Source organism: Brevibacillus agri (assembly GCF_004117055.1).
Lineage (GTDB): Bacteria > Bacillota > Bacilli > Brevibacillales > Brevibacillaceae > Brevibacillus > Brevibacillus agri.
This window is the reverse complement of sequence record NZ_CP026363.1, coordinates 5,251,178-5,275,801: the sequence shown is the minus strand read 5'-3', so window position 1 is coordinate 5,275,801 and position 24,624 is coordinate 5,251,178. Positions and strand designations below refer to the sequence as shown.

29 protein-coding genes and 1 pseudogene are annotated in these 24,624 nt (G+C 53.0%); 26 read left to right on the top strand and 4 right to left on the bottom strand.

Annotation, left to right across the window (positions count from 1 at the left end; genetic code table 11):
- Positions 1-77: 77 nt before the first annotated feature.
- Positions 78-503 (top strand): hypothetical protein, encoded by a 426-nt coding sequence (locus tag BA6348_RS25885; RefSeq protein ID WP_129552259.1) that lies wholly within the window; start codon positions 78-80, stop codon positions 501-503.
- A 212-nt stretch (positions 504-715) separates the two neighbouring features.
- On the opposite strand, the gene BA6348_RS25880 is transcribed toward BA6348_RS25885, so the two are convergent.
- Positions 716-1,279 (bottom strand): hypothetical protein, encoded by a 564-nt coding sequence (locus tag BA6348_RS25880; protein ID WP_005834714.1) that lies wholly within the window; start codon positions 1,277-1,279, stop codon positions 716-718.
- 426 nt (positions 1,280-1,705) lie between these two features.
- Here BA6348_RS25880 and BA6348_RS25875 point away from each other — a divergent pair, with 426 nt between their 5' ends.
- The 15 genes from BA6348_RS25875 (at position 1,706) to ggt (ending at position 16,340) form a co-directional block, all read left to right on the top strand.
- A complete protein-coding gene (locus tag BA6348_RS25875) occupies positions 1,706-2,221 on the top strand; it encodes a sigma-70 family RNA polymerase sigma factor (RefSeq protein ID WP_007787472.1) in 516 nt (171 codons plus the stop codon).
- Between the two features lie 153 nt (positions 2,222-2,374).
- The gene (locus tag BA6348_RS25870; RefSeq protein ID WP_005834718.1) at positions 2,375-3,073 is read left to right on the top strand and encodes a response regulator transcription factor; all 699 of its coding nucleotides are present in this window, start codon (positions 2,375-2,377) and stop codon (positions 3,071-3,073) included.
- On the top strand, positions 3,070-4,086 hold the full coding sequence (locus tag BA6348_RS25865; protein ID WP_005834719.1) for a sensor histidine kinase: 1,017 nt from the start codon (positions 3,070-3,072) through the stop codon (positions 4,084-4,086). The genes BA6348_RS25870 and BA6348_RS25865 overlap by 4 nt, the downstream gene beginning before the upstream one ends.
- A gap of 69 nt (positions 4,087-4,155) precedes the next feature.
- Positions 4,156-4,926, top strand: coding sequence for an ABC transporter ATP-binding protein (locus BA6348_RS25860; protein ID WP_005834720.1), 771 nt, complete (start codon positions 4,156-4,158; stop codon positions 4,924-4,926).
- Complete coding sequence (locus BA6348_RS25855; RefSeq protein ID WP_007787479.1) at positions 4,901-6,790, top strand: FtsX-like permease family protein; 1,890 nt, start codon at positions 4,901-4,903, stop codon at positions 6,788-6,790. Before BA6348_RS25860 ends, BA6348_RS25855 begins: the two co-directional genes overlap by 26 nt.
- A gap of 81 nt (positions 6,791-6,871) precedes the next feature.
- Positions 6,872-7,342, top strand: a complete 471-nt coding sequence (locus BA6348_RS25850; RefSeq protein WP_005834722.1) for a nucleoside deaminase — start codon at positions 6,872-6,874, stop codon at positions 7,340-7,342.
- Between the two features lie 255 nt (positions 7,343-7,597).
- Complete coding sequence (locus BA6348_RS25845; protein WP_005834724.1) at positions 7,598-8,074, top strand: Lrp/AsnC family transcriptional regulator; 477 nt, start codon at positions 7,598-7,600, stop codon at positions 8,072-8,074.
- A gap of 106 nt (positions 8,075-8,180) precedes the next feature.
- Complete coding sequence (locus BA6348_RS25840; protein WP_005834725.1) at positions 8,181-9,743, top strand: ABC transporter substrate-binding protein; 1,563 nt, start codon at positions 8,181-8,183, stop codon at positions 9,741-9,743.
- A 43-nt stretch (positions 9,744-9,786) separates the two neighbouring features.
- Positions 9,787-10,743, top strand: a complete 957-nt coding sequence (locus BA6348_RS25835) for an ABC transporter permease (protein WP_005834727.1) — start codon at positions 9,787-9,789, stop codon at positions 10,741-10,743.
- Positions 10,743-11,573 (top strand): ABC transporter permease, encoded by an 831-nt coding sequence (locus BA6348_RS25830; protein WP_005834729.1) that lies wholly within the window; start codon positions 10,743-10,745, stop codon positions 11,571-11,573. The genes BA6348_RS25835 and BA6348_RS25830 overlap by 1 nt, the downstream gene beginning before the upstream one ends.
- 33 nt (positions 11,574-11,606) lie before the next feature.
- On the top strand, positions 11,607-12,581 hold the full coding sequence (locus BA6348_RS25825) for an ABC transporter ATP-binding protein (protein WP_122953375.1): 975 nt from the start codon (positions 11,607-11,609) through the stop codon (positions 12,579-12,581).
- Entirely contained in the window at positions 12,578-13,564 is a 987-nt protein-coding gene (locus tag BA6348_RS25820; protein ID WP_005834733.1) for an ABC transporter ATP-binding protein, read from the top strand. The genes BA6348_RS25825 and BA6348_RS25820 overlap by 4 nt, the downstream gene beginning before the upstream one ends.
- Positions 13,565-13,588: 24 nt before the next feature.
- Entirely contained in the window at positions 13,589-14,170 is a 582-nt protein-coding gene (locus BA6348_RS25815) for a chromate transporter (protein ID WP_005834735.1), read from the top strand.
- Positions 14,167-14,697, top strand: a complete 531-nt coding sequence (locus tag BA6348_RS25810) for a chromate transporter (protein ID WP_005834736.1) — start codon at positions 14,167-14,169, stop codon at positions 14,695-14,697. The genes BA6348_RS25815 and BA6348_RS25810 overlap by 4 nt, the downstream gene beginning before the upstream one ends.
- A 32-nt stretch (positions 14,698-14,729) precedes the next feature.
- Entirely contained in the window at positions 14,730-16,340 is a 1,611-nt protein-coding gene (gene ggt, locus BA6348_RS25805; RefSeq protein ID WP_005834738.1) for a gamma-glutamyltransferase, read from the top strand.
- 147 nt (positions 16,341-16,487) lie between these two features.
- On the opposite strand, the gene BA6348_RS25800 is transcribed toward ggt, so the two are convergent.
- The gene (locus BA6348_RS25800; RefSeq protein WP_165329019.1) at positions 16,488-16,805 is read right to left on the bottom strand and encodes a DUF3139 domain-containing protein; all 318 of its coding nucleotides are present in this window, start codon (positions 16,803-16,805) and stop codon (positions 16,488-16,490) included.
- A 251-nt stretch (positions 16,806-17,056) separates the two neighbouring features.
- On the opposite strand from BA6348_RS25800, the gene BA6348_RS26970 reads away from it, so the two are divergent.
- The 6 genes and pseudogenes from BA6348_RS26970 (at position 17,057) to tnpC (ending at position 20,488) form a co-directional block, all read left to right on the top strand.
- A complete protein-coding gene (locus BA6348_RS26970) occupies positions 17,057-17,215 on the top strand; it encodes a hypothetical protein (RefSeq protein ID WP_007787489.1) in 159 nt (52 codons plus the stop codon).
- A complete protein-coding gene (locus tag BA6348_RS25795; RefSeq protein ID WP_242507416.1) occupies positions 17,212-17,808 on the top strand; it encodes a polyphosphate polymerase domain-containing protein in 597 nt (198 codons plus the stop codon). Before BA6348_RS26970 ends, BA6348_RS25795 begins: the two co-directional genes overlap by 4 nt.
- 12 nt (positions 17,809-17,820) lie before the next feature.
- Positions 17,821-18,145 (top strand): annotated as a pseudogene (tnpA, locus tag BA6348_RS25790) (IS200/IS605 family transposase).
- Positions 18,146-18,177: 32 nt separating this feature from the next.
- Entirely contained in the window at positions 18,178-18,501 is a 324-nt protein-coding gene (gene tnpA, locus BA6348_RS25785; protein ID WP_005837493.1) for an IS66 family insertion sequence element accessory protein TnpA, read from the top strand.
- Positions 18,495-18,851: an IS66 family insertion sequence element accessory protein TnpB gene (tnpB, locus tag BA6348_RS25780; protein WP_007787650.1), complete on the top strand. Its 357-nt coding sequence runs from the start codon at positions 18,495-18,497 to the stop codon at positions 18,849-18,851. Before tnpA (BA6348_RS25785) ends, tnpB begins: the two co-directional genes overlap by 7 nt.
- 92 nt (positions 18,852-18,943) lie before the next feature.
- Positions 18,944-20,488, top strand: a complete 1,545-nt coding sequence (gene tnpC / locus BA6348_RS25775) for an IS66 family transposase (protein ID WP_129552258.1) — start codon at positions 18,944-18,946, stop codon at positions 20,486-20,488.
- A 147-nt stretch (positions 20,489-20,635) separates the two neighbouring features.
- Here the strand turns inward: tnpC and BA6348_RS26965 are convergent, their stop codons facing one another.
- Complete coding sequence (locus BA6348_RS26965; RefSeq protein WP_165329018.1) at positions 20,636-20,773, bottom strand: hypothetical protein; 138 nt, start codon at positions 20,771-20,773, stop codon at positions 20,636-20,638.
- Positions 20,774-21,162: 389 nt separating this feature from the next.
- Here BA6348_RS26965 and BA6348_RS25765 point away from each other — a divergent pair, with 389 nt between their 5' ends.
- The 3 genes from BA6348_RS25765 (at position 21,163) to BA6348_RS25755 (ending at position 23,168) form a co-directional block, all read left to right on the top strand.
- The gene (locus tag BA6348_RS25765; RefSeq protein ID WP_025844339.1) at positions 21,163-21,615 is read left to right on the top strand and encodes a prepilin peptidase; all 453 of its coding nucleotides are present in this window, start codon (positions 21,163-21,165) and stop codon (positions 21,613-21,615) included.
- 123 nt (positions 21,616-21,738) lie between these two features.
- Complete coding sequence (locus BA6348_RS25760; RefSeq protein ID WP_242507415.1) at positions 21,739-22,341, top strand: CpaB family protein; 603 nt, start codon at positions 21,739-21,741, stop codon at positions 22,339-22,341.
- Between the two features lie 51 nt (positions 22,342-22,392).
- Positions 22,393-23,168 (top strand): IS5 family transposase gene (locus BA6348_RS25755; RefSeq protein ID WP_170206163.1). Its coding sequence is split into 2 segments (ribosomal slippage): positions 22,393-22,720 and positions 22,720-23,168, totalling 777 coding nucleotides; the frame shifts between segments, so codons are not numbered across the junction.
- A 67-nt stretch (positions 23,169-23,235) separates the two neighbouring features.
- Here the strand turns inward: BA6348_RS25755 and BA6348_RS26960 are convergent.
- The gene (locus BA6348_RS26960; protein ID WP_165329017.1) at positions 23,236-23,424 is read right to left on the bottom strand and encodes a hypothetical protein; all 189 of its coding nucleotides are present in this window, start codon (positions 23,422-23,424) and stop codon (positions 23,236-23,238) included.
- Positions 23,425-23,456: 32 nt separating this feature from the next.
- On the opposite strand from BA6348_RS26960, the gene BA6348_RS25745 reads away from it, so the two are divergent.
- Positions 23,457-24,614 carry a CpaE/TadZ family protein gene (locus tag BA6348_RS25745; protein WP_005826717.1) on the top strand — a complete coding sequence of 386 codons (1,158 nt, stop codon included), beginning with the start codon at positions 23,457-23,459 and terminating at the stop codon, positions 24,612-24,614.
- Positions 24,615-24,624 lie beyond the last annotated feature (10 nt).

Genomic DNA, 24,624 nt, shown 5'->3' with positions numbered 1-24,624 from the left:
AAAAAGGGTGATGTTAATGGCAATGAAAGTAATTCCTACCGGAACCAGTGAAATGTGATGGAAATCGAGACACTTACGTGCAGCTTAATCCAAATTCGACTGCTCCTGATCGGGTGCAAGCATTTGTAGACACCTTTAAACGTGCAGCGGAGGATGCCAGTGACGAGTGTTATGGTCTTCCGGTTAAACTAATTCTTGCCATGGGGGGGAGAGTCCGGTTGGGCAACTGGACTACCCAGCGGGATAACCAAAACTGGTCTAACATGAAGTATGTCAGTTCTACCAATCCCCCAGGAAACCTCGGTAAAGGTAAAAATGGCTGGGCAGTATTCTGCGGCCGAACTTCACATGCAAAATCGTTTGCCAACTTTTTTATTAAGAATGCTCGTTACTCCGGCTTGATTGACTACTTGCAATTCACTAATAGTCCAAGTCCAACCAAGTGCTTGCGTTTCATTGCAGATGCAGGTTATGGTGGGGCGGATGCTCTTCTACTACGATAAGGTCATAGGTTATTTGGACACGTTGTGCAACAGAAGCGACTTTTGCTAAGCCATGTTAGCTTTAGATCAAAACGGTTGCCTTCAAAGAGGCAGTCGTTTTGATTTTGGATTGGTCATGTCGGTCGAACGCAGTAAAGAGAAGATCAATCTATAATTGAAAGGCAGTGGCAGTCTAAGACTTACCATCTTAAACTGCTACTGCCTTTATTGGATTATAGACCTGTATTAAGCGAGAGGTATAAATCAATCTCTTTTTTCAACCAAGGACCGTATCCGCTGACCTTGAGAACTCGCCATTCATCCAGCTTTTCTGGATTTTGAATGGCTACAAATGCGTCATCAGGGCTCTGTGGATCTACGTAAAGAATAATATCTTTCCTAGGAAATTCATTGACTCCAGGATCAGGTAAAAATGGGGGCTTTACTAATCGAATATAAGTTCGCTCTTTTTCAACCGTACCACTTTCTTTGGGGCTCTCTATTGGAAATCCTAGCTCTTGGCTAGTTTTTATTCCGATTTCCTCTCCGCTTTTTCGATAAGCGAGCGTGTACAATTCATTTGCACTCGTGATGATCCCCAGGTTTAAAGGCGGATGCTCCTTTGTGAAGACATCTTGTCCACGCTGAACAGTCAATTGCTCCACTGCGTTTCCTTGATTTTCTGTTTCAGAATTTGGGCTATGATTGTTGACAGACGATGTCTCATGGCTGCCAGGTATCGTTCCACAGCCCGCTAGAATGACTGAAATCAACAGGGAGAAGATCCATTTTCGCATATTTGTAAACCTCCGTTTTAAGTACATAAGGCAATTAGCTGAAATTATCGAAGAGGCGGCATGAGCCTCCGGAGACAATGCCCCCCAACTTTTCTTGATACAACATATACACCAAAAAAGGAAAAAGTTTCGCGGACATACAGTGTAAGCAAGAAATTGGGTCTTTTGTACGAGGCGGGAGAGGGATATGAGCAAAGACCAAGGTAGCGGCCCGGCTGGTAATTCCAACGATTATTATGCAAGCAAGCAGACCGAAGTGTAACCAAATGAACCGGCTTTCCGTACCTACCTGTGCGAGAGCTTACAAGCAGCCTATAAGTACCTTACAAAAGTGTAAGCTTCTTGAAATATAACTCGATGGTTCCTGCTTCTGATCCGTCTTACAATGAGAGCAACTCATACGGATGACGAAATGGGAGATCGATCATGAATACTGCAATCATTTATCCGAAACCGAATCAACGACAAATTTACGAAGATTATTCCGCCAAAATATACCGCTATTTCCGCTACCGCGTGAAAAACGTCTGGGACGTGGAAGACCTGACAACGACTGTATTCATCAAAGTGTACTCCAAGCTCGACCAGTACGATGGCCGCCATCCTTTTGGCGCCTGGATTTTCCGGATTGCGCACAACGCGTTGATCGACTACATGCGCAAAAAAAGGGAGTGCCCGGTTGACCAGGAGACGTTCAGCACGCTGACGGCTACTGACAAGCTGCCGGAGGAATGCGTTTTGACACAGGAGACGACGGAAGGGCTGTGGCAAAAGGTACACACGCTGACGAAGGACCAGCGCAACGTCATCTCTTTGCGCTATCTCGCCGATCTGCGCATGAACGAGATCGCCGAGATTTTGGGCAAGACCGAAGCGTCTGTCAAAATCCTGCATTTTCGCGGAATCAAAAAACTGCAGCAAATGATGGAAGCAAAAGCGTGAGGGTGGAGGTTTCGTTCCACCCTTTTTGTATGGGAAAAAGCCGAACGAATCCATCTGGCAACGGGCTTTGGCGCAATTGGCGCAGCCCAGTTTTCTAGTGGTATAGTAGAAGGAGGAGTAGCAGGAGACGCACGAGGAGAGGAGTATGAGCGAATGTCTACGATCATGATTGTAGAAGACGACCCGAAAATCAACCAGCTTTTGCAGGAGCAACTGGAAAAATACGGATTTCAAACGGTCAATGTAGAGCATTTTGATCGCGTCATGGAAGTGTTCGTAAGCAAGCGGCCTGATCTGGTGCTATTGGATGTGAACTTGCCCAAGTTCGATGGCTTTTACTGGTGCAGACAGATGCGGCAGGAGTCCAACTGCCCGATTTTGTTCATCTCTGCGCGGGAGAGCAAGATGGACCAGGTGATGGCGCTGGAAAACGGAGCGGACGACTACATCACTAAGCCGTTCGATTACGATGTGGTGCTGGCGAAAATTCGCAGCCAACTTCGCCGCGCCTACGGCCAATACGCGCCGCAGGAAGGGGAGCGCACCGTGGAGGTCGCGGGGCTGAAGCTGTTTTTGGAGCGGATGGAGCTTTCCATGAACGATACGAAGATCGAGCTGAGCAAAAAAGAAGCGCTGCTGCTGGAAGCGCTGATGAACCAATACCCGCGCGTCGTCAGCCGCGAGCGGCTGCTGGAAAAGCTGTGGGACGAGCAGTTCGTCGATGAAAACACGTTGAATGTCTACATCACGCGTGTGCGCGGAAAGCTGAAGGACATCGGGCTGGAAGGCGCGGTTGAGACTGTGCGCGGCTCCGGCTACCGTCTGCGGGCAACATGGGAGGACGGACAATGAGGTTGTTCCTTCGGGATCAATGGGCATTTGCTGCCTTTTTTCTCGTTCAGCTCATTTTGTTGATTCTGATTTTTGCCATGGACGGGTACTGGAACGAATCGCTGATGATTTACGTCGTGTTTCTCTCCGTTTTTTTTGCCGGGGCGTTTTTGGTTGTCCGCTATTTGACGCACCGTCTGATTTACCAGCGATTGAGCAAGCCGGTGGAGTCGCTGGAGGAGCTGACGCAGACGTACGGCAACGCGGCTTTGTGCCGGGCGATGGATGAAAAAAGTCTGGAGCAGTATCGGCTCTACAAAGAGCAGCTTCACGCCTACGAGAACAAGCAGCGCGATTATACGACGTTTATCCAGCAATGGGTGCATCAGATGAAAACGCCGATCTCGGTCATCCACCTGTTGCTGCAAAACGAGGACGATCCGAAGTCCGAGAGCATCCGCGAAGAAGTCGACCGGATCAAGCGCGGATTGGAAACGGTGCTGTACATAGCGCGACTGGACCGTTTTGAACAGGACTTTTTGATTGAGCCAGTGTCGCTTCGCACGCTTGCGCAAAACGTGCTGGCTGAAAACAAGCGGCTGTTCATTCGCAACCAGGTGTACCCGGAGCTGAAAATCGAACAAGACTGGCGGGTGGAGTCCGACGACAAATGGCTTTCGTTTGTGCTCAACCAGCTTTTGACCAACGCCGTCCGTTATTCGGCAGGCAAAAGCAACAAGGTCACGATCCGCGCCTACGAACGCGGGTCGCATCTCGTCCTCGAGGTGCAGGACTACGGCATCGGGATTCCGGCAGAAGACATCCAGCGGGTGTTCAAGCCGTACTTCACAGGGGAAAACGGCCGCAAGTATCCGGAGTCGACCGGGATGGGGCTTTATTTGGTCAAGGAAATTTGCGGGCGGCTGCACCATGGCGTGGAAATGGAATCGAAAGTGGGAGAGGGCACGACAGTCCGCATCGTCCTGTCTGCAGTGGTGCCAACCTTACAAGAACGTAAGAATGATGAAAGTTAATTCGATAGCTGGAAAACGCGCGTCCTCGTATAGTGGATAGTGGGATGTCAGAGGAAAGGGGAAAGACGTATGGAAATGCTTGCGGTGAACAGTCTGAGCAAAATTTACGGAGGCAAGATCACATACCGCGCGTTGACGGATATCGATTTTTCGATTCGCAAAGGGGAATTTGTCGGTATCATGGGCCCATCGGGCAGCGGGAAAACAACGCTATTGAACATGATTTCGACCATTGACTCCCCGACATCCGGGACTGTTCTCTTGAATGGAACGAATCCGCACTTGTTGAAAAAAGACAAGCTGGCGCTGTTCCGTCGCCGCGAACTGGGCTTTGTTTTTCAGGACTTCAATTTGCTCGATACGCTGACGATCGGGGAAAACATCGTGCTGCCGCTGACGCTGGAAAACGTGAAGGTCCAGACGATGGAGGAAAAGCTGCAAAGCGTGGCGACGAAGCTGGGAATCCAGGATATTTTGGAGAAGCGTACATACGAGGTGTCAGGCGGCCAGCGCCAAAAGACGGCCATCGCCCGCGCGATCATCCACTCCCCTTCGCTGTTGCTCGCCGATGAACCGACAGGCAATCTCGATTCCAAGTCTTCGCGGACGGTCATGGAGACGCTGGAAGCGATCAATAAAACAGACAATACGACGATGATGATGGTCACGCACGATCCGCTGGCAGCCAGCTATTGTCACCGGGTCATTTTTATCAAGGACGGACAGTTGCACAACGAAATGTATCGGGGGGAGAACCGCCAGGCGTTTTTCCAAAAGATTATTGACGCGCTGTCGTTCTTGGGAGGGAACACGTATGACCTTTCGACAATTCGCGTGTAATAATGTTTTGCGCAACAAACGCACTTATGCTGCTTTTTTCATGAGCAGCGTGTTTTCCGTCATGATCTTTTTCGTGTACGCGATGTTCATTTTTCATCCGGGAATCGTCGGCGAGGAGATTCATGAATCGGTTGCAACCGGGATGATCGTCGCCGAATACGTCATCTTTTTGTTCTCTTTCTTTTTTCTCTTCTATTGCGTCGGCGCGTTTTTGAAAAAGCGCGAGAAGGAATTCGGGATATTGTTCATGCACGGCATGACGCCGCTGCAGCGAAACCTGCTGATTTTTATGGAAAACATGCTCATCGGGATCGTCGCGATCGCTTTTGGCATCGGGCTTGGCATGGTGCTCGCCAAGCTGTTTTTCCAGTTCGCGGGCTTCCTGCTGGATGTGAAGGCGCTCGGCTTTTACCTCCCGTGGAAGGCGATCGGGCTGACAGTCGTCGCTTTTCTCATCCTGTTCGCCGCCATCTCGCTGTTCACGGTGCTGCTGCTTAGAAGCCGGAGCTTGCTGGAGCTTTTGCAGGGCAGCCGGCGCCCCAAGCGGGAGCCAAGCGCGTCGATTGCGCTGTCGATTGTGGCAGTGGCGCTGCTTTGTATGAGCTATGCGCTGGCGCTGACGGCGGACGGCATATACGTGGTGGCGCTTGTGCTGCCTGTCACGGCTTTGACTGTCGTCGGGACGTATTTACTGTTCACGCAGCTTAGCGTGATCCTGATCGAGTTTTTGAAGAAGCGGCGCTTCATCTATTGGCGGCGCACGAATCTGTTGACGCTGTCTGATCTCTCCTACCGGATGAAGGATAACGCCAGAATGTTTTTTTTGGTCTGCATCGTGTCGACGGTCGCCTTTTGCGCGATCGGGACGCTGGCGGCATTGGCCGGGTCGATCCAGGAGACGGTCGTGAAAACGAATCCGTTTGCGTTCGAATACCAGACCAAGGCGGAGAATGCCGCCAAGGACGCGCATTTGCGGCTGATTGAAAACAGCTTGCAGCAAGGAGGCTTTTCCTTCGAAAAGTACCAGGTGTCGATGCGGGTGCTTCCGGAGCAGGTGAATGACGAGACGGTCGGGGTGGTCAAGCTGTCCGACTACAACCGTTTTGCGATGGCGGCGAACTCGCGCGAGCTGCAAATGGCCGACAACGAAGTGTTTATCCTGCTCAGATGGTTCGGCGATGCGGTTGAGGAGCAGACGTTAAAGGTCGGCGGGCAGGAGCTTGTGGTCAAAACGGACACGAAAATGAATCCATTGATTCACGGCATCGAGTTTGCACGGCTGGCGGTCGTGCCGAACAAAGTGTACGATCAGCTTCGCGACTTGCGGGAGGAGCAGCGCTTTGCCTACGATGTTCCGCGCTGGAAGGACACCCAGGAGATCAGTCTCAAGCTGGGAGAGGAAATCCAGCATTACACGGACATCTACTCGTTTTCGGCGCGCGCGCCCGTCTATCACCAGATGAAGCAGATGGCGAACACGGGGCTGTTTGTCGGGCTGTTCGTCGGCGTGCTGTTTTTCGTAGCGGCGGCGAGCTTCCTGTACTTCCGTTTGTACACCGATCTGGAAAACGACAAAAGGCATTACGGAGCGATCGCGAAAATCGGACTGACGGACGCCGAGCTGACGAGAATCGTGACGACCCAGATTGCGCTGTTGTTTTTCGTGCCGATACTGGTGGCGATCATCCACAGCATGGTGGCGTTCGTGTCGCTGCAAAGCTTGCTGAAAATCTTGCTCGTCGCATCCGTCGCCAAGCCGACAGCGATCGTGCTGTGCAGCTTTGTCATCGTGCAGGCGGTCTACTTCTGGATTATCCGCAATCGGTATTTGTTCCATTTGAAGCGCTCGATGAACCGGATATGAAGGGCGTTTCGCTTTGTTTCGCTAATGCCATCAGGCAAACTGGCATAGGATAAGGGAAGAGATGCGCGAGGAGGGAAAGGGATGGATCAGGATACGTGGATGGGGCAAGCCGTCAGCATTGCGCTGGACAATGTGAAGGAGAGCCGCGGCGGGCCTTTTGGCGCGATTATCGTCAAAGACGGGCAAATCGTCGGACGGGGCCGCAATGAAGTGACAGCGATGAACGATCCGACCGCACATGCGGAGGTGCAGGCGATTCGCGAGGCGTGCCGCAAGCTGGGCACTTTTCAGTTGAGCGATTGCGAACTGTACACGAGCTGCGAGCCGTGCCCGATGTGTTTGGGAGCGATTTACTGGGCGCGGCCGCGAGCCGTCTACTACGCCTGCACGAAAGAAGACGCAGCAAGCGTCGGATTCGACGACCATTTTATTTACGAGCAAATCATGCTGCCGCACGAAGAACGCAGCATTCCTTTCCGGCAAATCGAGCTGGAAAATCGTCAGAGCCCGTTTGTAGCCTGGTCGCAAGCGGAGAAGCGAATCGAATATTGAAACGCCGTTGTTAGCTATACAGCCGCTTCATTTAATGGAGCGGCTGTTTTTTTGTTTATATAGATCAAAAATATGATAAAGAAAAATAAAAAAATGAAAATGCTTTCAAAAAGAAACTTTCTGAAAAATGCTTGCATCAGGTCGTGATTCGTATTATATTAACAACAATCGTTACGTAATTCGACTAAGATATTAAAATAACAACCGCAAATAGGTTTGTTTTCCAATAAACAAGACGAATAAAGGAGTGTTTATATGGAGGAGAAATTCCGCCGTTCCCTGTATCCGGAGCTTGACGATACGGACTACGGGATTATCCGGGCGCTGCAGCAAAATGCACGCTTGCCTTTTACCCAGATTGCCAAAGACCTCGGGGTAACCGAAAAAACGATTCGCATGCGCGTTCAGCAGTTGCAGGATGAAGGAACGCTGAGTCTCGTCGGCATCGTCAATCCGGTCAAGGCTGGCTTGCACGTCCAGGCGATCATCCAGATAGCTGTCGAGGCGGAAAAGCTCGACGAAGTCGTCGCCGCGTTGAATGAGATCGTGGAAATCCGATTGATCGTGTTGACCTCCGGCGACTATCAGTTGTTCACGCAAGTATTGGTCAGAAGCTACGAAGAATTATCGGAATTTTTGATGAAAAAGCTCTACAAAGTGCCGGGCATCGTGCGGACAAACGTCATCAACGAACTGAAAATCTTGAAATCCAAATACAACTTCGTCCGCTAAGGCGAAGCGAAAACCTCGGAAGGGGGAATGCCATCGGACGAATGAGCCGTTGGGATTGTCGTTTCATTGCTTAGAGCCAACAAAAAAAGAGAAAAGGGGTCATTCTATGTTTTCGACCAAGATGAGCAAAGCAATGCTCAGTGCCGTGCTGGGGACGGTTTTACTGGTAACAGGATGTGGAGGAGGAAGCGGGACAGGAACTGCCGATAGCGGAAGCACAGCGACGGCGCCTGCCACTGGCAAAAAAGTCATCAACATCGGGCTGAAGGCAGATCCGCCTTCGATGGACCCGAGCATCTCCACTTCTCTCTACGATCGCCAAGTTTACGCGAGCCTTTACGATAAGCTGTTTGACATCGACGCAGAGGGCAAGATCGTCCCGATGCTGGCTGAATCGTACGAGGTTACGCCAGATGGCAAAACCTACACAATGAAGCTCAAGCAAGGCGTGAAGTTCCACGATGGCACCGAGTTTGACGCCGAGGCAGTCAAATTCAACTTCGACCGCAACATTTCCGGGGAGAAGTCCCGCCGCAAAGGCGAGTTGAAGTTCGTTGAGTCTGTGACGGTCGTCGATAAAAATACTGTCAAAATCCAGTTGAAAGAGCCGTTTGCTCCGTTCCTGTCCGTATTGACAGACCGCGCGGGGATCATGGTTTCGCCAAAAGCGGTTCAGGAGCACGGCGATCAATACTTGAACCATCCAGTAGGGACAGGCCCGTTCACTTTTGTTGAACAGGTAAAAGGCGACCACGTGACGCTGAAGAAAAACGAAAACTACTGGAACGGCGAGGTAAAAGTAGACGAAGTGAACTACAAAGTGTTCACGAACGGTACAGCCAAGGTGCAAAACTTGCGCTCCGGCACGCTGGACATCATCGACGATACGCCTGTGAAGGAAATTCCGGTTGTAAAAGGCGATACCAACCTGCAACTGATATCCGAATCCGGCATGGGCTATCAAGGGTTTTATGTGAACAACTCCCGCCCGCCGTTTGACAACAAGTACTTGCGTCAAGCTGTCGACCGCGCGATTGACCGGGAAGCGGTAGTAAAAGTGCTGTTCAACGGCTATGCGGCACCTGCGCGTACCGCGTTTGCGAAAGGCAGTCTGGCGTACAACGAGCAGTTGAACACGCCGGTGCCGCCTAACGCGGCTGAGATCAAGGACTTGCTGGCGAAGGGCGGCAAGCCGAACGGTTTTGACTTTAAGTTGTACATCACGACTTCTCCGGAAAACGAACAGCTTGGCGCTGTGCTGCAAAGCATGCTGAAGCAGTACAACATCAACGCGACGCTGGAGAAGCTGGAATACGGCCAACTGATTGAAACAGGCGAAAAAGGCGAATTCGATGCCCTGCAACTGGGCTGGTCCGGTCGTCAGGACCCTGACCAAAACTTGCATGACTTCGTAGTCACTGGCACTTCCAACAACGACGGCCGCATCTCTATTCCGAAGCTGGACGAGCTGGTTGTGGCGGCGCGCGGGGAAATGGACGAAGCGAAGCGGAAGGCGCTGTACGAGGAAGCGACCAAGCTCTTGCAGGAAGAAGCGGGCTATGTGTACCTGTACCATCAATATGTTTTGATCGGCATGAACAAAAAAGTAACAGGCTTCACCTACGTACCGGACGGGTTGATCCGTACCGCCACATTGGACAAGCAATAAGGCAAGTCACACACTATAACGGCAAGAGCAAGGAGGAATTGTCATGATGTTCGTGGTCAGGCGTCTACTGCTGACAATCCCGATTCTCCTGCTGGTGTCCATTATGACTTTCTCTTTGATCCACTTGATCCCGGGCGATCCTGCCCGGGTCATTTTAGGACAGGAAGCGACACCGGAAGCCTATCAGGCACTACGAACAGAGCTGGGGTTGGACCAGCCGATCGTGGTGCAATATTTTTCCTGGCTGGGAAAAGTGCTGCAGGGCGATTTGGGAATCTCGATTACGGACCGGGTGCCGGTCTCTCAATTAATTATGCAAAGGCTGCCCGCAACGGTGGAGCTTACGATCGGAACGTTTCTCGTGGCGATCCTGATTGCTTTTCCTGCGGGAATCCTGGCGGCTGTGCGCCGCGGGACGTGGATTGACTACACGAGCACCTTTACTGCGCTGGGCGGGATGAGCATCCCGAGCTTCTGGCTGGCTATGATGATGATTATCTTTTTTGCAGTGAACAACCAATGGCTTCCCGCATCCGGCTACGTGCCGTTTCTGGAAGATCCGAAGCAAAATTTGCTGGCGATGGTTCTCCCCTGTTTGGCGACCGGCCTTCGGGAGTCTGCGGTGCTGATGAGAATGCTGCGTTCTTCCTTGCTCGATGTGGTCAGCATGGACTTCATTCGGACGGCGAAGGCAAAAGGCTTGAATGAAGCGCGCACGATTTTGGGCCATGCGCTGCGCAATGCGATGGTGCCAGTCGTGACAACCTCCGGGCTGATGATCGCGGGCCTTTTGGGCGGTCTGGTCATTACCGAGTCGATCTTCTCGATTCCCGGCTTCGGCCGTCTGATTGTCGAGTCGGTCTTCAAGCGCGACTACGTGACGGTACAGGGAGCGATCCTTGTTTCGGCGGTACTGGTCGTCTTGGTCAACCTGGCTGTCGATATGTTGTATGCGGTCATTGATCCGCGCATCAAAGCTGGGAAAGGAGCGGGTGAGTGATGAAAACCGCGCGCAAATTCCTGCGAAATGGTCTTGGCGTCATCGGAGCGGTCATTATCCTTGCGTTGATTGTGATAGCGATTTTCGCGCCGCAGATCGCTCCTTTTGACCCGAATGCACAAGATTACAACAAAGTGATGATGCCGCCAGACGGCGAGCATTTGTTTGGCACAGACGACCTCGGTCGGGATATTTTCTCCCGCGTCGTCTACGGAGCGCGAATCTCTATCCAGGCTGCTCTCATTTCGGTAGGAATCGCCATGCTGATTGGCGTGCCGATCGGGTTGTTGTCCGGATATTACCGCGGCTTTTGGGATGAGTGGGTGGTCATGCGCAGCGTCGATGCGATGCAAGCCTTTCCGTTTTTGATTTTGGCGCTGGCGATCTCGGCCGTGCTCGGTTCCGGCTTCGGCAACGCGATGTTGGCGATCGGGATCGGTTTCGCTCCTGCCTTCATCCGGATTACTCGCGGTCAGGTTCTTTCTTTGCGCAACATGGAATATATTCAAGCGGCGCGTTCGGTTGGCGTGAAGGATGCCCGCATCATTTTCCGCCATATTTTGCCCAATGCGCTCAACCCGATCGTGATTCAGGCGACACTCGCGATGGCCTCCGGCATTATCGCGGAAGCTTCGCTCTCCTATCTGGGGCTGGGCGTGCAGCCGCCGACGCCATCGTGGGGAAGCATGCTGAACCAGGCGCAGACGCTGATGTCTGTCGCGCCGTATGCGACGTTTTATCCGGGGATTGCCATCTTTTTAGTCGTGCTGGGCTTCAACTTGCTGGGGGATGGATTGCAGCAGGTACTCGACCCGCGCGCGCGCAAATAATCAATGCCCTACGCAGGGAAAGGAGTGGAGCAGATGACGACCATCTTGGAAGTGGAGCAGCTAAGAACTCGGTTTCGCACGGACAGCGGTGTCGTCAGCGTTGTTGACGGCGTCGACTTCTCCATCCGTGCTGGTGAAACACTCGGCGTCGTAGGCGAATCGGGCTGTGGAAAGAGCGTCACCAGCCTGTCGATCATGCGGCTTTTGCCGCCAAACGGAAGCACAGGCGGCACGATTCGCTTCCAGGGGAAAAACGTGCTGGAGCTGTCGGAAAAAGAAATGCAAGGGATGCGCGGTAACGAGATCGCGATGATTTTTCAGGAGCCGATGACTTCGCTCAATCCGCTGCACACGGTAGGCAGACAAATTGAGGAAGCCGTCATGCTGCACCGCAAAGTCTCCAAGGCAGAAGCAAAGGAGCGGGCGATTGCGATGCTCAAGGCCGTCGGGATGCCGCGCGCAGAAGAAATCTACGGGGAGTTCCCCCATCAACTGTCCGGCGGTATGCGGCAGCGGGTGATGATCGCCATGGCGATGTCGTGCGACCCGAAGCTGATTATCGCCGACGAGCCGACAACGGCGCTAGATGTGACGATTCAGGCGCAGATTCTCGACCTGATGCGCGATCTGAAGGAAAAGACAGGGACCTCGATCATGCTGATTACGCACGATCTGGGGGTAGTAGCCGAGATGTGCGACCGCGTCATCGTCATGTACGCTGGGCAGGTTGTCGAGGAAACCGATGTGGATACACTGTTTGAAAGTCCCAAGCATCCGTACACGATCGGCCTGATGAACTCCATCCCGGAGCTGGACGAGGAGCGCGAATATTTGGAGACGATTCCGGGCGCAGTTCCTCTGCCGCACCAAATGCCGCCGGGCTGCCGTTTTGCCCCGCGCTGCTCCAAGGCGCTGCCGATCTGCCAGGAAAAGCCGCCTGAATTGATCCAACTGGACGGACAAAAATGCCGTTGCTGGCTGTACGCAGAGGAGGGAGAGCGGAAATGACAACACCTCTATTGGAAGTAAAAGGGCTGCAGCAGCATTTTCCGATCAAAGGCGGCTTCCTGAAGCGGACGGTCGGCCATGTAAAAGCGGTCGATGGCATTGACCTGACTGTCTACCCCGGCGAGACGCTCGGGATCGTGGGGGAGTCCGGCTGCGGAAAATCGACGACGGGCCGGACGATTTTGCGGCTTTTGGAGCCGACAGCAGGAGAAGTCTGGTTCGATGGCAAAGATTTAGCGAAATTGCCCAAAGAAGAGATGCGCCGGATGCGCAAGGACCTGCAAATGATTTTTCAGGACCCGTATGCTTCGCTGAACCCGCGGATGACGATCAGGCAGATTTTGCTGGAATCGCTCATGGTGCACGACATCGGAACCAAGGAAGAGCGGGAGCGCGTCATTGAAGAAATCATTCAGATTGTCGGCCTGCGAAAAGAGCACCTGAACCGCCATCCGCACGACTTTTCCGGCGGACAGCGGCAGCGCATCGGGATTGCCCGCGCGCTCGTGGTCAAGCCGAAGCTGATTATTGCGGATGAGCCGGTATCTGCTCTGGACGTGTCGATTCAGTCGCAGGTGCTGAATCTGCTGAAAGATTTGAAAAAGGAATTCAATCTGACCTTGATGTTCATCTCGCATGACTTGTCGGTCGTCAAGCATTTGTGCGACCGGATTGCGGTGATGTATTTGGGCCGTGTAGTAGAAATTGCCGATAAAAGGACGCTGTTCGACAACCCGAGCCACCCGTACACGCGGGCGCTGCTCTCGGCTGTCCCTGTGGCGAAACCGCGGCAAAAGCGCGAACGGATTTTGTTGACCGGAGATTTGCCGAGTCCGGCCAATCCGCCAAGCGGCTGCACGTTTCACCCGCGCTGCCCGTATGCGACGGAGGTTTGCAAATCGCAGGTGCCAAGTCTGGCAGATATCGGTGGAGGCCAGCTTGTCTCCTGTCATCTGGTGCATTCGGGTGAGCTGCTCCGCTAAGGCAAGGATGGAGGTACGAACAACATGGTTTACTGGCATTTGTTTCTCGCCTTTTTCCGCATCGGGATATTTGGTTTCGGGGGAGGACCTACGATGGTTCCCCTTTTTTATACCGAGTGCGTGAAAAAGTACAAGTGGGTGACGGACGAGGATTTTTCCGACAACCTGGCGCTCGCCAATGCCTTGCCTGGGCCGATTGCGACCAAGCTGGCTGCTTTTATCGGCTATCGGGTCAAAGGCTGGATGGGGGCACTGGTAGCGAACGTCGCGGTAGTCATGCCGATCGTTCTCGTCATGATCGGCTTGCTGCAAGTGATTTATCAATGGAAGGACGCGCCCGGCGTCTACGGCATGATCCAGGCGATCGGCCCGGTGATTGCGGTCATGACAGGCGTGCTGACGTGGGAGTTTCTCGCCAAGGGCTGGAAAGGCGCGTCGAGCAAAACGGGAGTGAGCATTTCGCTTGGCCTGTCGCTCGTAGCGCTGCTCTTTCTTGACTGGCATCCTGGCATTGTAGTAGGCATTGCGCTGCTCGTTTCCTTTGCCTACTCCACCTGGTCTGTCCGCAAGCGCAAGAAAAAGGACGGCAAGGAGGGAGCGGCATGATTTATTTACAGTTGTTCTGGGCCTTTTTCATCTCGAACATTTTGGGGTACGGAGGAGGGCCGCCGAGCATCCCGCTCATTCAAAACGAGGTCGTCGATCATTACCAATGGATGTCCATGAAAGAATTCGGGGAAGTGCTGGCAGTGGGCAATGCGCTGCCGAGCCCGATTGCGACCAAGCTGGCCGGCTACATCGGCTATCAGGTGGCAGGGGTGCCGGGAGCGACAGTTGCTTTGCTGGCGACGGTTGCGCCTACGGCGATTGCGATGATTCTGCTGCTCCAATTCATCAACTTGTTCCGCAATGCTCCGCAGGTAAAAGCCATGACACAATCGGTTCGCCCGGTCGTGACGGTCCTGCTCGGAACGATGACCTATCAGTTTTTGCTCGGAGCAGTCGAAGGGATCGGATGGATTCAGACAGGCATTTTGACCGTCGCATCGTATCTGCTGCTGGAGACATGGAAAGTGCATCCGGCCTTCGTAATAGTAGCGGCGATGGCGTATGGGTTCATTTTTATCGGGTAGCAACGCCAACCAGATACAAGGAGGCCTCAATCATGGTAAACTACGACGCAATGGAATACCCGTATGCATCGAAACGTGTCACGACATTTGCCAAAAACGGCATGGTAGCGACCTCGCAGCCGCTCGCGGCGCAGGCAGGTCTCGATATTTTGAAAAAGGGCGGCAATGCAGTGGACGCGGCAATCGCGACTGCTGCGTGCCTGACGGTGGTCGAGCCGACCTCCAACGGAATTGGCGGCGATGCGTTCGCGCTCGTCTGGATCAAAGACGAGCTGCACGGACTGAACGCCAGCGGACCAGCTCCGCAAGCGATCTCTATCGAGGCGTTGAAAACAAAAGGACTGGAAGAAATGCCGACTTACGGCTGGACACCTGTGACGGTGCCGGGCGCTCCGGCTGCCTGGGCGGCTCTGTCCAAGCGCTTTGGCCGCCTGCCGCTGACAGAGGTTTTGCAGCCGGCCATCGACTACGCGGAAAACGGCTATCCGCTTTCGCCGACGCTGGCCCATTACTGGAACGCGGCGTATAAAAAGTTCTCGCAGCTTTGCAAAGGCGAAGAGTTTGCCCATTGGTTCTCCACTTTTGCGCCAGAAGGCAAGGTGCCAAAAGCGGGAGACATCTGGAAGTCGCCGGGGCACGCGGCTACGCTGCGGCAGATTGCGGAGACGAACGGGGAGAGCTTCTACCGCGGCGAGCTGGCGGAAAAAATCGACGCCTTTTCCCGCGAGTGCGGCGGCTATTTGCGCAAAGAGGACTTGGCCGCTTATGAGCCGGAGTGGGTGCAGCCGATAAGCGTCAACTACCGTGGCTACGACGTGTGGGAAATCCCGCCGAACGGCCAGGGCATGATCGGCCTGATGGCGCTGAACATTTTGAAGGGCTATGACTTTGCGGCAAAAGACACAACCGACACGTATCACAAGCAGATCGAAGCGATGAAGCTGGCTTTTGCCGACGGTTTGAAATACATCACGGAAGCAAGCAAGATGAAGGTCGCGGTAAAAGACTTGCTGTCGGAGGAATACGCCGCCGAGCGCCGCGCCTTGATCGGCGACGAGGCTTTGACGCCGGAGCCGGGCCAGCCGAAGTCGAGTGGCACAGTTTACTTGGCAACAGCGGACGGCGAGGGCAACATGGTGTCCTTCATCCAGAGCAACTACATGGGCTTTGGCTCAGGAGTAGTCGTGCCGGAAACAGGAATCGCCCTGCAAAATCGCGGACACAACTTTTCGCTCGACCCGAATCACGACAACTGCCTGGAGCCGGGCAAAAGAACGTTCCATACGATTATCCCGGGCTTTTTGACCAAAGACGGAAAAGCGGTGGGGCCGTTCGGCGTCATGGGCGGCTTCATGCAGCCGCAGGGCCATGTGCAGGTGGTCATGAACACGATCGACTTCCACCTCAATCCGCAAGCGGCGCTGGACGCACCGCGCTGGCAGTGGATGGAAGGCAAAACGGTGGAGTTGGAGCGGCACTTCCCGGAGCATCTGGCGCAGGCGCTGGAGCGCAAAGGGCACACGATCAAGTGGGCGCAGCTCGGCAATTACTTTGGCCGAGGCCAAATTATTTGGCGGGATGAAAACGGCGTCTTGAGCGGCGGGACGGATATGCGCACGGATAGTAGTATTGCGGCGTGGTAAAGAGTACAAAAATTTGCGAAAGCATAATGCTGAAGCCTGGCTTCGGCATTATGCTTTCGTTTTGTCGTAGTAAGCAAATTTAGGGGCTGTCATGATGTAACGGCATTTTTGGACTCACGTTGACAATTGCGCGGAGCTGCTAACGCTTTAGCTCTCTCTGTGCTTGTTTGTTTTACCGTTGTAGCCGCTTTGCTTCACTTTTTCATCTATTCGATAATAGTATTTGGTTTCTTTTTCATCCGATAAAATGACCTGAGCGCTGTAATCGCCGAATTTTCTGGAGTATGTGACGTCAATGCTCGCAATGTCGGTTATTTTGTAGTTTTGCTCATTCATTAAATAATCTCGCACATTGCCTTGTATAGCTGATTTTGTTTGTGGATAGCCGCCGATGATCCATTCGAAGTTGTAAGAAACAGCAACGGCCAAGAATAGTATCATGCAGATGACAAGTATTTTTCTCACCATACCCCCTCCACTGTGCCGTTTACACAGTGCTCGTATTACCATAAAATTACAGTTTTTAGCACCCCAACTTCCTCCTGCCGCCAGGTTTACGCCAACTTGGCGAAGGGAGAAGTTGCATGGATGCTGAAAGTGCCTCATCAACAACTGGAGCCTGATATCATTGGTGGTTGTTCATGCGGACTCTGAATCGTCACTGTCTCCTACGCCTCTAGGCTCCACCAACAAGGCTCGCGGTCGAGGCGAGGGGGATGACAGGGACGGCATACACCGTGGACAAGCCGGGGAAAGGCCGCTTTTTCTGGCGGGTGCTCGTGCTGGACAGCAAAGGTTTCGGGCAAACCTCTTTTGATACCGACCACGTAGAAGGGGTGCGTTACAACGGCGTAAAGGAGTTCGTGCTGAAATGAAAGGGAGAAAAGGGACAGGGATTCCAAACGGCAACAAGCGATTGCGTCACGAGCTGAAATACTACCTTCGTCTGAACGATTACGAGCCGCTGCGACAAAAGCTGCGGCTGGTGACCGAGCTGGCCCCGTACTCGGTCGATGAGGAGGGGTACCATATCCGCAGCCTGTACTTCGACGATCTGCACGACACGGCTTTGCATGAAAAAAACTACGGCGTTTTCAAACGGCGCAAATACCGAATCCGCATCTACAACAAAAGCGACGCCGCGATCAAGCTGGAGCGAAAAAGCAAGTTCGGCGGGTACATTTGCAAGGAAGCGGCGTCGATTACGCGGGCTGACTACGAGAGTATCATGGCCGGGCAAGTCGACTTTTTGCAAGAGACGCCAAACAGCCTGCTCCGCGATTTTTATTACAGATTTTCCGAACGAGAAAGCCCGCTACGGTGCGATAGCACCCCCTTTAGGGGCGGGATGAGAGTGAGGTCAAAATACGGAGTACCACGAATAAACCGAAGGTTTGTGGTACTTCAAGTATTTGAAAATTCCACTCTTTTTTGTTGTTCATCTGTTGTAGTATATAAAACAAACTGATACGATAGGTGTATGAACGAATACAGAAGAACAAGCACAACCCTTTCATTATTAAACTACCATTTTGTGTTCTGCCCTCGGTACAGAAGAAAGATTTTTCTGCAAGCAGATGTAGAACAACGCTTCAAAGAGTTGGTACATGAAGGGTGTGAGGAACTGCAAATTGTGATTGTTGCTCTTGAATGCGACAAAGACCATACGCATATGTTTCTCAACGCACTCCCATTCTACCGCAGGAAATGTATCAAGTGAAACAATAAAGCGATATGTCGAACAACAGAAAACAGTAAGCGTCAAATCCAGCACACCTACGAATCAGAAATGTCCCGTGAGATAATCTTCCTCAGAACGATACGAGGAGGTTTTTTTATGACGCAAGCGGAGCTTCGAGAGGTATGGAGCACCCGAATCAATGACTACCGGGCTAGTGGAGAGCGCGTCGCGACCTGGTGCGAACGTCATCAGGTTACGCCGCGCCAGCTTTGGTATTGGATGCGGAAATTGAAAGGGGAAGATGAGCCAAAACAAGCAACCAACAAACCGCAGTGGGTTCCCCTTCAAGTGAAAGAATCGACATCCGACACAGCATCGCCCTTGCTTGTGAAAGTTGGTTCGGCAAGCATTGAGATCAGATCCGGCTTTGATCCATCCCTGCTTGCGGATGTGGTCAAGGTGTTGAAAACCTTATGTTAAGCGAGATTCAGGCAGATCGGGTGTACCTCGCTTGCGGCAGCACGGATATGCGCAAGTCCATTGACGGACTCGCTGTCCTGGTCAAGGAGGGATTTCATCTCGATCCGTTTTCATCTGCGCTGTTTGTCTTTTGCAACAGACAGCGAGACAAACTGAAAATCCTTTATTGGGAGCATAACGGATTCTGGCTCTACTACCGTCGGTTGGAGCGTGGCAAGTTCCGCTGGCCGACAGATGCGAGCGCTGCGCCGATGAAAATGACCCGACGTGAGCTGCGCTGGCTGCTCGATGGATTGTCACTTGAACAACACCAAGCACATCCGGAGGTGACGGCCCGCACAGTCATTTGAGCCTATTTTCCAAACAAGGGCACAGGATATTCCTGCTCAGTTGTCGAATCAAACAAGTATTGAAAAAAACAAGTGAAACGCCCCACATTACAATGGAACATCTGCAGGACCGTTGCCTCGAACTGGAGCAGCAAAACGCCGAGCTCATGGCCAAACTCAAATGGTACGAGGAGCAGTTCCGACTGGCCCAGCAAAAACGTTTCGGTGCCTCCAGCGAGAAGACGCATCCGGATCAACTGGAGCTGAACCTGTTCAACGAAGCCGAAGTGCTGGCGACTCCTGCCGCTCAGGAACCGGATGTAGAAACGGTTACGTACAGCCGTAAAAAGTCTGCTGGCCGCAAATCCAAGCTGGACCAGTTCCCCGTGGAAACGGTCCTCTATGAACTGCCGGAAACGGAGCAAGTTTGCGCATGCTGCGGAGGTCCTCTCCACGAGATGAGTACCGAGACCCGTAACGAAATCACGGTCATCCCGGCAGAAGTGAAAGTCGTGCGTCATGTTCGCCAGGTGTATGCTTGCCGCCGCTGTGAACGAGAGGAAATTCGCACACCCATCGTCACGGCTCCGATGCCAGAGCCTGTCTACCCCGGAAGCCTCGCTTCTCCTTCGAGTATGGCGTATGTCATGACGCAGAAGTACGTGGACAGCCAACCGTTGTACAGACAGGAGCAGCAGTTTGCCCGCATGGGTCTGACGATCTCGCGGCAGACGCTGGCGAATTGGATGATCTACGGGGCAGAGCAGTGGCTCTCCCTGCTGACAGACCGCATGCAGGAGCATCTGCTGAACCAGGATATTCTGCACGCCGACGAAACGACGCTGCAGGTATTGCGCGAGCCTGGCCGATCCGCAGAGACGCAGTCCTATTTGTGGTTGTACCGGACAGGCCGCATGGGTCCGCCCATCGTGCTCTACGATTACCGGACAACGCGCGGCGGTGAGCATCCCCGGAACTTTCTGACGGGGTTTGGCGGCTATCTTCACGTGGACGGCTATGCCGGTTACCACAAGGTGAAGGATGTCACCCTCGTTGGATGCTGGGCACATGCGCGTCGCAAGTTTGACGAGGCGTTGAAGGCGCTGCCCGCCTCCCAAGACAAAAACGAAACAGCAGCTCAGCAAGGGCTTCAGTTCTGCAACCAGCTCTTTGCCATTGAGCGGGAACTGAAGGACGTGACACCAGAGGAACGCTATACCGTCCGAATGGAGCGAAGCAAGCCCATTTTGGACGCTTATTTGGCATGGTTGCGTCAGCAACGCCCCCGAACGCTTCCCAAAAGTCTGCTGGGGCAGGCGATTGCCTACAGCCTGAATCAGTGGGACAAGCTGACGGCGTTTTTGCAGGATGGGCGGCTCGAGATTGACAACAACCGCAGCGAGCGGTCGATGAAGCCGTTTGTGATCGGACGAAAGAATTGGCTGTTCGCCAATACGCCTCGCGGTGCAAAGGCGAGCGCAATCATCTACAGTGTCATCGAAACAGCAAAGGAGAATGGACTGAACCCGTTCAAGTACTTGACGTACCTATTCGAACAACTCCCACAGCTTCCCGATCTGAAAAATCCAGAAACCCTGGATAGTTTGCTGCCTTGGTCGCCGTCGTTACCGCTAACTTGCAACGTGTTCAACTCTTGACCCCAGCATAGACCAGCCCTCATCTTGGCAACAAGGTGGGGGCTATTTGACGCTTACCTTGATTCTGAGGAGATTATCTCAAAGTGCGGTCTGTGTTTTGAAGGTGGGATTTATTTGACGCTTACATTTGCTGCAACATGTAAGCAATCAGCGCTCGGCGATCTCCAAGTACGCCATCTGCAGAGAGGAGAGCAAAAATACGATGATTTCTAGCGCGAGGAGATCATCAGCGACAACGAAACCACCAGCGACGGGCTGAACGTCCAGTTGAAAAAACTGAAGCATGCGCAAAATCCCTTTTCGACACTCTGGTTCGGGAAGGGATTTTTTTGTGCGATGGACGGGTGACCTGTGCGCTGCCAACAACAACTGCTTTGACGGGCGTCTCCTGCGTGACGGAGAAGCGATAGCCGATCGTCGTCAAGAAGCGGTCTGCTGAACCACTCTTTTTGGCGTACAGGCATTTTGTCCCCTGCACCATTCGACAGCAACAATCTGGCGGAAAAGGTGCCGGATACAAGGAAAATGGACCTGTTTACAGCAGAAAAAAGGGAGAGAGAAAAAAAGATTTTACTAAGATAAACCAAAAATTTTCTCGTTTGCGCAACAAAATTCCCCAAATGACCGTCTGTGATGGTGAAATTTTCCTCCAAAAGAAGGGGGGAGGAGCGAGCGTGCCGACTTTGTATGTCATCGTTCCCATTCTTTTCGTAATGGCGGTGGCTGTGTACACAGACCTACGCTACCGACTGATTTACGACTGGCTGACACTGCCTGGGATCGCCTATTTTCTCATCGCGCATGCAGTGCTTCGGCCGGAAGACTGGGTGGCGCACGTCCTGGGAGTCGTCGTGCTTGTCGGACTGTCGCTCGGGATGGCCGTCATTAGCAATGGGCAGGTGGGGGGTGGCGACATCAAGCTGCTCGCAGTGGTAGGAGCAGCGCTGGGCTGGCAGGCGGGATTGTTTGCAATGGGGCTTACCTACCTGCTTGCCGGAATCATCATGCTTCCTGTGTGGCTTGTCTCCAGGCTGTCGCGAAGGGTGACTTTTGATCGGGAAATCCCGCTGGCTCCATTCATTGCGGGGGGAACCGGGCTGTTGCTGGTAATGGTTATCTATTACTAGGCGGTGATTCTTGAGGAATAGTCCGACAATAACGGTGAGTATTTTTACTTATTATGGAGGGTCAGGCGCGTGCAGCATGATTTGACATCATTCTAGCTACAGAAAAAGAGAGGGAAGCTTTTCATGTTGGAATCGAAACGACGGGCAATCATTTTTCTGGTGTTATCCTTTTTGCTTGCGGCGCTGGCGGGTTTTCTGTTTTTGAAGAAAATCAAGGACATGAACGCGCAGCTTGGGGAGATGGTGGAGATTTACGAGGCGAATGTCGATATTCCCTCTCGGGCGTTGATCCAACCCGATCAATTGACCACAAGGCAAATTCCGAAAAAGTACGCGGATGACTCGTATGTCGTCGACAAGCTCAGTCTGAAAAATCAGGTAACGGTCGTTCCTTTGTCGAAAGGCGACGTCATTACGAAAAATATTTTAAAGCCGGCGAACATGGTCCGCGATCAAAACAATCGGCTGATTACGGTGTACGCGTCGGGAAACATCATGTTTGACCAGGAACTGGAGGCGCTGGACCGCGTCGACATCATCATTTCGACGACGAAGGGCGGCCAGCCTGTAACCGAGGTGTTCATGAAAGACGTGCCCGTCGCCATGGTTGCGAAGTCGGACAACAAATTCAAAGGCGTGGCGCTGGAGCTGCCGTTCGAGGATGTGCCCAAATTCATCCATCAGCAGCACTACGCCGAACTGATGCGCATTCTAGGACGTGTCTGAAAACTAAAGAAAATGTGGTATGATTTAGGAAAAACGAATGGAGCAACGAGCATGATTCAAAGACGGTACGAAATAAACGATGAACAGTGGGAACAAATTCAGGACATGTTCCCCCCCTATCGAACAGGACGTCCGTCCAAATTAAGTAATCGTACCATGTTTAATGCCATTCTTTGGATTGCCCGAAGTGGTGCGGCTTGGCGAGATTTGCCGGAAGAACGTTATGGTTCATGGAAAACGGTCTACAGTCGCTTCTGCAAGTGGAGAGATACCGGATTACTTGTCGCCATCTTCCAAGCTCTTCACGTAGAACCTGACTTTGAAAACTTGAGCATCGATTCTACATCGGTCAAAGCTCATCAACACAGTGCGGGTGCTAAAAAAACGCAGAAGGACACGAAGTAAATCAGCACATAGGCGTCAGCCGTGGCGGAAAGACAACCAAACTTCATACCGTCGTCGATGGATTAGGGAATCCCCTCGCTTTTCTTCTCACGGGGGGGCACGTCTATGATTCCGTTCCAGCGATCAATTTGCTTCAAGGGTTTGATCTTACGGGAAGCCATATTGTTGGTGACAAAGCCTACGGCTCAGAAGGCATTCGGCATTGGATTACGGCTAAGCAGGCAGCGTACACCATCCCGCCTAAAGCGAATAATAAAAATCCTTGGAAAGTGGATTGGTACCGCTATAAAGAACGGCACTTGGTGGAGTGCTTCTTCAATAAAATCAAACATTTTCGACGAATCGCTACTCGTTACGACAAGCTGGCCAAATCATTCCTAGCGTTTGTATATGTCGCGTCCATCTTTAAACTAACTCAATAATGAGTTTTCAGACACATCCTAAAAGCAAACGTCGGCAAAGGAGAGCTGGGGATTCCCGATCCGTTTACTACAACCGAGCCGGGCAAGACGGAAACTGCGCCAAAGCCTGCCGAAGCAAAGCCGCAGACGCCGCCAGCCTCTGCGCCAGCGAAACCGCCAGCGACGGCACCAGCGGCTCAGCCAGCCGGGCAAACTCAGCCAGCACCGACCAATCAGCAGCCGCCAGCCAAACCGCCAACTTCGGTACAGCCGCCAACCAATCCAGCACCAAAAACCGGAGGGTAAGTCATGAGCAAAGAAGTGAAAATTCTTGTCGTCGCAGATCAGGATTCGGTCAAGGAGATGCTCACGGAGTTTCTGGCCGGGTATGAGCCGGTACGCTATACGACGTCCAGCGAAGTGAAAAAAGAAATCGACCGGATCGGACCCGATGTCGTGTTGCTCGTCCAGCCCGAGGAGGGGGCCGGAGTCGAGCTGGTGCAGTACATACAGAGCGAGCTGCCAGAGGGAATTGTCATTTTTCTGACGGAAAAGCAAGATTTTGTCCTGCTGCGGGATGTCGTCCGCGCCGGAGCAGTCGAGTACATCGTCATGCCCGACGAGTTGAACCTGCTGACCGACCGCCTCGAAAAAATATCCGAGCTGTCCCAAATCCAGCAGCGCAAAAAAGGCGCGGATGCTTCCGGCAAAGCGTTTGTGCGCGGGCGGGGCAAGGTGTATTCGTTTTACAGCGGCAAAGGAGGAAGCGGCTGCACACAGCTTGCCACCGGATTTGCCCAGTCGCTGAAGCTGGAATCGACGGCCAGCGTGCTGTTGATCGACCTCAACCTGCAGTACGGGGGCGTCGAGACGTTCCTGTCGTTTGACAGCAACCGCACGCTGGGGGACCTGATTCCGGTCATGAACGAGATGAACGAGTTTCACATCCGCAACGTAGCGCAGCGCGAGGCTCACTCCAAGCTGGAAGTGCTGGTCAGCCCGCGTGACGCCGAGATCGCGGAAAACATGTCCGAGGCGTTCGTCACGCGCCTGATCCGGGCGAGCCGCCGCAGCTATGACTTTGTCATCATCGACTTGCCCAGCCATATGAACGAGCTGGTGTATGCCGCCTTGTCGGAGGCCGACATGATTTACTACGTGATGAACCTGGATACGCCGTCTGTGCAAATTTATCGGCTCGTGGAAGACTTGTTCAGACGGCTGCGCATTGATACCGAGGGCAGGCTGGAAGTCGTCGTCAACCAGGTGGGCCGGGATAACGAGTTGGTCGTATCCGATCTGAAAGGGCTGTTCAACGCTCCGATTACTGCGGAAATCAGGAGAGATCACGCGGGAGTGCAGGCGGCCGTCAATCAGGGCAGGCCGTTGCAAAAAGAAGCGAACGAGAAAAAACTGACTCCTGCGGCAAAAGACATCCGAAAATGGGTCCAAAGCAAACTGTCTTGAGGGGGGAGCT

Excerpts from the sequence above, each read along its gene's own strand:
- BA6348_RS25870 (WP_005834718.1), top strand. The coding sequence starts at position 2,375 with ATGTCTACGATCATGATTGTAGAAGACGACCCGAAAATCAACCAGCTT.
- BA6348_RS25845 (WP_005834724.1), top strand. The coding sequence starts at position 7,598 with ATGGAGGAGAAATTCCGCCGTTCCCTGTATCCGGAGCTTGACGATACG.
- BA6348_RS25815 (WP_005834735.1), top strand. The coding sequence starts at position 13,589 with ATGGTTTACTGGCATTTGTTTCTCGCCTTTTTCCGCATCGGGATATTT.
- BA6348_RS25760 (WP_242507415.1), top strand. The coding sequence starts at position 21,739 with ATGTTGGAATCGAAACGACGGGCAATCATTTTTCTGGTGTTATCCTTT.
- BA6348_RS25835 (WP_005834727.1), top strand. The coding sequence starts at position 9,787 with ATGATGTTCGTGGTCAGGCGTCTACTGCTGACAATCCCGATTCTCCTG.
- BA6348_RS26965 (WP_165329018.1), bottom strand. The coding sequence starts at position 20,773 with ATGCTTCAGTTTTTTCAACTGGACGTTCAGCCCGTCGCTGGTGGTTTC.
- tnpA (WP_005837493.1), top strand. The coding sequence starts at position 18,178 with ATGACGCAAGCGGAGCTTCGAGAGGTATGGAGCACCCGAATCAATGAC.
- BA6348_RS25860 (WP_005834720.1), top strand. The coding sequence starts at position 4,156 with ATGGAAATGCTTGCGGTGAACAGTCTGAGCAAAATTTACGGAGGCAAG.
- BA6348_RS25840 (WP_005834725.1), top strand. The coding sequence starts at position 8,181 with ATGTTTTCGACCAAGATGAGCAAAGCAATGCTCAGTGCCGTGCTGGGG.
- BA6348_RS25745 (WP_005826717.1), top strand. The coding sequence starts at position 23,457 with ATGAGCAAAGAAGTGAAAATTCTTGTCGTCGCAGATCAGGATTCGGTC.
- BA6348_RS25850 (WP_005834722.1), top strand. The coding sequence starts at position 6,872 with ATGGATCAGGATACGTGGATGGGGCAAGCCGTCAGCATTGCGCTGGAC.
- tnpC (WP_129552258.1), top strand. The coding sequence starts at position 18,944 with ATGGAACATCTGCAGGACCGTTGCCTCGAACTGGAGCAGCAAAACGCC.
- BA6348_RS25825 (WP_122953375.1), top strand. The coding sequence starts at position 11,607 with ATGACGACCATCTTGGAAGTGGAGCAGCTAAGAACTCGGTTTCGCACG.
- ggt (WP_005834738.1), top strand. The coding sequence starts at position 14,730 with ATGGTAAACTACGACGCAATGGAATACCCGTATGCATCGAAACGTGTC.
- BA6348_RS25830 (WP_005834729.1), top strand. The coding sequence starts at position 10,743 with ATGAAAACCGCGCGCAAATTCCTGCGAAATGGTCTTGGCGTCATCGGA.
- BA6348_RS25875 (WP_007787472.1), top strand. The coding sequence starts at position 1,706 with ATGAATACTGCAATCATTTATCCGAAACCGAATCAACGACAAATTTAC.
- tnpB (WP_007787650.1), top strand. The coding sequence starts at position 18,495 with ATGTTAAGCGAGATTCAGGCAGATCGGGTGTACCTCGCTTGCGGCAGC.
- BA6348_RS25795 (WP_242507416.1), top strand. The coding sequence starts at position 17,212 with ATGAAAGGGAGAAAAGGGACAGGGATTCCAAACGGCAACAAGCGATTG.
- BA6348_RS26970 (WP_007787489.1), top strand. The coding sequence starts at position 17,057 with ATGACAGGGACGGCATACACCGTGGACAAGCCGGGGAAAGGCCGCTTT.
- BA6348_RS25880 (WP_005834714.1), bottom strand. The coding sequence starts at position 1,279 with ATGCGAAAATGGATCTTCTCCCTGTTGATTTCAGTCATTCTAGCGGGC.
- BA6348_RS25820 (WP_005834733.1), top strand. The coding sequence starts at position 12,578 with ATGACAACACCTCTATTGGAAGTAAAAGGGCTGCAGCAGCATTTTCCG.
- BA6348_RS25855 (WP_007787479.1), top strand. The coding sequence starts at position 4,901 with ATGACCTTTCGACAATTCGCGTGTAATAATGTTTTGCGCAACAAACGC.
- BA6348_RS25865 (WP_005834719.1), top strand. The coding sequence starts at position 3,070 with ATGAGGTTGTTCCTTCGGGATCAATGGGCATTTGCTGCCTTTTTTCTC.
- BA6348_RS25810 (WP_005834736.1), top strand. The coding sequence starts at position 14,167 with ATGATTTATTTACAGTTGTTCTGGGCCTTTTTCATCTCGAACATTTTG.